This window comes from Mycobacterium sp. (genome assembly GCF_040509115.1).
GTDB lineage: Bacteria > Actinomycetota > Actinomycetes > Mycobacteriales > Mycobacteriaceae > Mycobacterium.
In genome coordinates this window covers 1-4,258 of sequence record NZ_JBEVLO010000559.1, presented here as the reverse complement: position 1 = coordinate 4,258, position 4,258 = coordinate 1, and the positions used below count along the sequence as shown (strand labels likewise).

5 protein-coding genes are annotated in these 4,258 nt (G+C 66.5%); 4 read left to right on the top strand and 1 reads right to left on the bottom strand.

Going from position 1 to position 4,258, the window contains the following annotated elements:
- From ABW137_RS37120 to ABW137_RS37110, 3 genes are all read left to right on the top strand, one after another.
- Positions 1-782 (top strand): putative bifunctional diguanylate cyclase/phosphodiesterase (locus tag ABW137_RS37120; protein WP_526408201.1); only part of this gene is annotated, 782 nt, incomplete at its 5' end.
- A 29-nt stretch (positions 783-811) separates the two neighbouring features.
- On the top strand, positions 812-2,203 hold the full coding sequence (locus ABW137_RS37115) for an NAD(P)/FAD-dependent oxidoreductase (RefSeq protein WP_526408199.1): 1,392 nt from the start codon (positions 812-814) through the stop codon (positions 2,201-2,203).
- A gap of 149 nt (positions 2,204-2,352) precedes the next feature.
- Positions 2,353-2,928, top strand: a complete 576-nt coding sequence (locus ABW137_RS37110) for a hemerythrin domain-containing protein (RefSeq protein WP_526408197.1) — start codon at positions 2,353-2,355, stop codon at positions 2,926-2,928.
- On the opposite strand, the gene ABW137_RS37105 is transcribed toward ABW137_RS37110, so the two are convergent.
- Complete coding sequence (locus tag ABW137_RS37105; RefSeq protein WP_526408195.1) at positions 2,915-3,190, bottom strand: hypothetical protein; 276 nt, start codon at positions 3,188-3,190, stop codon at positions 2,915-2,917. The genes ABW137_RS37110 and ABW137_RS37105 overlap by 14 nt on opposite strands.
- Positions 3,191-3,278: 88 nt before the next feature.
- Between ABW137_RS37105 and ABW137_RS37100 the strand changes: the two genes are divergently transcribed.
- The gene (locus tag ABW137_RS37100) at positions 3,279-3,986 is read left to right on the top strand and encodes a TetR/AcrR family transcriptional regulator (protein ID WP_526408193.1); all 708 of its coding nucleotides are present in this window, start codon (positions 3,279-3,281) and stop codon (positions 3,984-3,986) included.
- Positions 3,987-4,258 lie beyond the last annotated feature (272 nt).

Genomic DNA, 4,258 nt, shown 5'->3' with positions numbered 1-4,258 from the left:
ACGAGCTCAGCTTGGTCTATCAGCCCAAGTTCACCCTGTCGACGGGCCAGATCGCCGGCGTCGAGGCCCTGGTCCGCTGGCAGCATCCGCAGCGGGGGTTGTTACTTCCGGGCGAATTCCTTCCCCTGGCCCGGCAGAACGGCCTCATGGGCGCACTGACCGAGGTCGTCATCCACCGCGCGGTGTGCGATGCCGCCGAGTGGCGGGCACAGGGTACCGACGTGCCCTTCGCGGTGAACCTCTTTCCGCCGTCCCTCAGCGACCTCGACCTGCCCAACCGGATCACCCGGATCCTCGAGAGCGGCGGGCTAACCCCCGATTGCCTCACCGTCGAGATCACCGAGGACTTCCTGCTTGCCGACATCAGGCGGGTGCGCGAGGTGCTGAACACGTTGCGAGACTTGCGGATTCGAGTGGCCATTGACGACTTCGGGAGCGGGTATTCGGCACTCAGCTACCTACGGGAGCTGCCCATCGACGAACTCAAACTCGACGGACACTTCGTCGCGCCCATCCTTTCCGACCCTCGGGCGGAAGCCATCGTGTCCGCCATGATCGACCTGACGCACACGCTCGGCATGACGTGCGTGGCCGAGGGCGTCGAGAACGCCGCCACCGCCCGCAGACTCGCCAACCACGGCTGCGACGTCGTGCAGGGATATCACTGCAGCCCGCCCGTCGAGGCTTCCGAAGTGCTCGGCGTTGGCGCCATGGCGCCTGCCGGTGGCGTCGCGGTGGCATCGGGGCGGCATCGGGGCGGTTCGACGAATGCTGACGGGTGATGACACGTTCCGTGGGTAGTCTCGGCGCAGTGAGCAATGGACGCACGAAGATTCTGATCATCGGCGGTGGATTCGGCGGACTCTTCTGCGCTCGCAGTCTGGGCAACGTCGACGTGGACGTCACGCTGCTCGACCGCAATGCGTGCCACGTCTTCCAGCCGCTGCTGTATCAGTGCGCGACCGGCACGTTGAGCGTCGGCCAGATCAGCCGCTCGTTGCGTGAGGAACTGTCCGCGCATCGCAATGTGACGACACTGCTCGGCGAGGCAATCGATCTCGACCCCACCGCCCGCAGGGTCGTCGCGCGCAGGCCGGACGAATCCACGTTCACCCTCGACTACGACATCTTGGTCGTCGCCGCTGGCATGCAGCAGTCCTACTTCGGCCACGACGAGTTCGCCAAGTGGGCCCCGGGAATGAAGACCCTCGACGACGCACTGAGCATCCGGCGCCGCGTCTACGCGGCGTTCGAGATCGCCGAGACGCTCGCTCCCGGACCCGAGCGCGACGGCTGGCTGACCTTTGCCGTCACCGGCGGTGGCCCCACCGGGGTGGAGCTGGCCGGACAGATCCGGGAGATGGCTACCAGGACGCTGATCCACGAATTCCACAGCATCCAGCCCGAGGACGCCCGCGTGCTGCTCTTCGACGGCGGTGAGCAGGTACTTGCCTCGTTCGCCCCGAGCCTGGCGGACAAGGCCGCCCGCCGCCTAGAGGAGGTGGGCGTCGAGTTGCGGATGGGGGTCCACGTCACCGACGTGAGACGGGAGGGCATCACGGTCACGCCGAAGAACGGCGGACCAAGTGAGGAGCATGCGGCGCGGACGGTCCTCTGGACGGCGGGCGTGGAGGCGGTGCCGTTCGCCAGGAGGATCGCCGAGATCCTGACGGCCACCACGGACCACGCCGGACGCATCGCCGTCGAGGCGGATCTGTCGGTGTCAGGCCACCCGGAAGTCTTCGTCGTCGGCGACCTGGCGGGCAGGGACAAGCTACCCGGCGTCGCCGAGAACGCCATGCAGGGCGGTCTGCACGTGGCCGCGTGCATCCGTCGTCAGTTGGCGGGCAAGGATCGCCGCAACTACCGCTACCGCGATGTGGGGTCGGCGGCGTACATCAATCGCGGCCACGCACTGTTGCAGGTCGGCCCGGTTCGACTGGCCGGTTTCGTCGGCTGGTTGGCGTGGGGATTCATCCACATCGCGTTCCTCACCGGCGTGCGCAACCGGTTCAGCACCGTCGCGACCTGGATGGCCAGCCTCGCCCGTGCCCGTCGCAGCGACCGCACCTTCATGCTCGGCGGCGCGATCGAGGCTCAGCAGCCCTATACCTGGGCGGCATGCGGGCCCGCTACGACCGGTCCGTCGGTGAGGGCACTGCTTCCCGAGGCGAAGTCAACCGCGGCGCCGTCGGACGGTTAGCGGGCCGATGGCCCAGGCAGGCTTGGGGCGCAACGGTTTTGACGACGAGGCAGGATAGCCTGGCCTACTCCCGTGGCGCTCGACACGCGCCGACAGTTCTGCCAACATCGGGATGCCCACACTGATCCGTCGAGCCCACCGGAGCCGCCATGGCCGACATCACCATGTTGATACTCGCCGACCACACCTGGTTTCGCGAACAGTTCGCCCGACTGGATTATCTGCAGGCGCGTGAGTCGACGAGAACTGAGGCGCTCGAAGCGGTTTGGCGGCCACTCGCCGACAAATTGGACGTCCACGCCTACCTCGAGGAGAAGATCTTCTATCCGCAGCTGCTCAAACGCGGGGTTGACGACCCAGAGGGCGAGACGCTCGATGCGATAGGCGACCACAACGACATTCGCGATGGTGTGCGCGACGCCGACGCCGCCGAGATCGGCAGTACCCCCTGGTGGGAGGCTGTCGGCCGAACCCGCGAGGCCAACGACGAGCACATGGGCGAAGAGGAGCGCGAGGGCCTTTCGGACTTTCGTCGCCATGCACCCGCCGGTCTTCGCGAATCACTCGGCCGCCTGTACGCGGAGTTCATGGCCGCGCACCCGACCACGAAGGGCTTGCGCATCGAGGACCGGGATCCGCAGGCGTACGTCGACGAGGTCAAGGGCAACTCGGCCAGGAAGGGCGCGGACACGTCGCTCGGCATCGGTGGTCTCAAGGGCAGCTGAACCATCGACGCACCCAGTCCGCCGATGCGAACTCGCCGAACCGCCGCGGATCGTCGATCACGTCGTGGTCCCACTGCCCGTGTTCATCCCTGGTGGTGACCAACACCGGGCCGACGAAGATGTTGCCCGAGAAGGCGAAGTGTCGGATGCCGCCGCCGTCGGTCAATACGTCGACGTAATAGCTGACGTGTCCAGCTTCCCCTGCGCTGCGCCTGATTTGTCCAAGAGTCGGATCGTCCGTCATCAATTTGCATTCGCCCATCGCATCCCACCTTCGGGCATGATGACTCTAAGGTCAACAGCGTTGACATAAGCTGAGGCAACAGCGTTGACATAAGGAGCGCCGAATCGTGGACGATCCTCGGAGACAGCAAGCGTCGGGCCGACGACGCCGACGCACCCTGGCAGGTACCGAACTGTCGAGGGAGGTGTACGTCGACGCAGCGGTCAACCTGATCGAGAACCGAGGTGCCGGCGTGCTCAGCGCACGCACCCTCGCGGCGGCCGTCGGCGCCGATCCGTCCGCGCTCTACCGCCACTTCGCGGGCATCGACGACGTGCTGCGGGCCGTCGCGGACCGGATGATCGGCATCGGCCTCGACCGCTGGTCACCCGGTGAAGACTGGCTGTCGTCACTGGCCGACCTCGCGCGCGTCCTCTTCGCCGTCTACGCGCGCGAATTCCCGCGCACCGGTTATGCCGTCGCGACGCGTACCACGGGACTGCCCAATGAGATTCGCGCCGTGGAACTCACCTTGGCCCTGCTCCGCGAAGGCGGATTCGACGAGGAGTCCGCCGCGAAGTGGTTCGGCTCCCTGTCCGACTTCTTGCTCGGACAGGCCATGTTGGAGGGAGCGTTCGTCGAGTTGCCCACCGAGATCCAGGACGCCGATCTCGCGTCGTGGCAGGAACTTGCGAACCGTCTGCCCGACGACGGCAATCCCCACACCGAGGCCGCAGCGCCGCACCTGGGTTCGGTGATGGTGCAGTCGTCGTTCGAGTCGTCGTTGGAGTTGATCCTGCGCGGCCTTGCCGCGTCACCGCGAAGCACGGGCTAATTCCTCCTGCCGGGACCATACGATCTGCCCGCAACTCGGCGGCATGGGGAAGACCTTCATGATCGGCAACTTGGGGCGAGGGCCAATGGCTGCCACCGCGGGCCGGCTTCGAAAGACAGCAGGGGCACCCGTTTCCGGGTGCCCCTGCTGTGTCTGGTGTCTTAGCGGCCGTTGCCGACGGTCGAGGTGACCTGGCCGGTGGTGGCCTGCTGCTGGATGTCGTTGATCCACTGCTGGTGGGTCAGGTCCGCATTGGCGGGGGCGGCGAAGCC

What these genes read in the sequence shown, in the direction of transcription:
- ABW137_RS37110 (WP_526408197.1), top strand. Translation starts at nt 2,353, where the DNA reads ATGGCCGACATCACCATGTTGATACTCGCCGACCACACCTGGTTTCGC.
- ABW137_RS37105 (WP_526408195.1), bottom strand. Translation starts at nt 3,190, where the DNA reads ATGGGCGAATGCAAATTGATGACGGACGATCCGACTCTTGGACAAATC.